This window comes from Enterococcus sp. HMSC078F03, from assembly GCF_001811595.1.
Lineage (GTDB): Bacteria > Bacillota > Bacilli > Lactobacillales > Enterococcaceae > Enterococcus > Enterococcus faecalis.
In genome coordinates, this window is record NZ_KV805605.1 from 1 (window position 1) to 549 (window position 549).

Annotated in this window: 1 protein-coding gene; it reads right to left on the reverse strand. The window is 41.0% G+C overall.

Going from position 1 to position 549, the window contains the following annotated elements; genetic code table 11:
* A partial coding sequence (locus HMPREF2810_RS15025; protein ID WP_176745263.1) for an SspB-related isopeptide-forming adhesin occupies positions 1 to 549 on the reverse strand: 549 nt, incomplete at both ends.

Consider the following 549-nt stretch of genomic DNA (forward strand, 5'->3'; position numbering starts at 1 on the left):
ACGCTAGAATAAAGGCTTGTGGGTCTTTGGCAGAAATCGTCACCGTGCCTTTGGCATCGTCCCATGAGATCGTAAACTGGTTGGTAATGTCTACCCCTTTAGAATCTTTGACACGAAGTAAATCTTTGATTGGTGACACTTTCGTTTCGTCGTAATCATCGAAGAAAGAAACGCCTGTCGCAAGATCGACTGTATCAAAGGCAAAGTCTTTATCGTACCCTTTTAAGTCCCAGGTCATTTCATAAGAAAGAACATCACCACGAGCCACTTTTCCATGATTAATGTCTTCCCCTTTCTTGTTATGAACGGCTTTGGTTGGTTTTGGATCATCAGGTGTATGCGTCACCACCGTATTAGAACGAACAAGCTCTTTGTTGTAGTTTTCTGTTTGCGTGTTTTCTACATCACCTGTTTTGATCCGTTCGACTTCCAGATACACAGACCAAGCTTGTTTGCCTACTTTATTGCTTCCTTCATTTAAGGCGGCCAATAATGCTTGATTCATCGTAAACGTTAAGTCTTTATTGTCTTTGTTTTCTAAAAGAATGT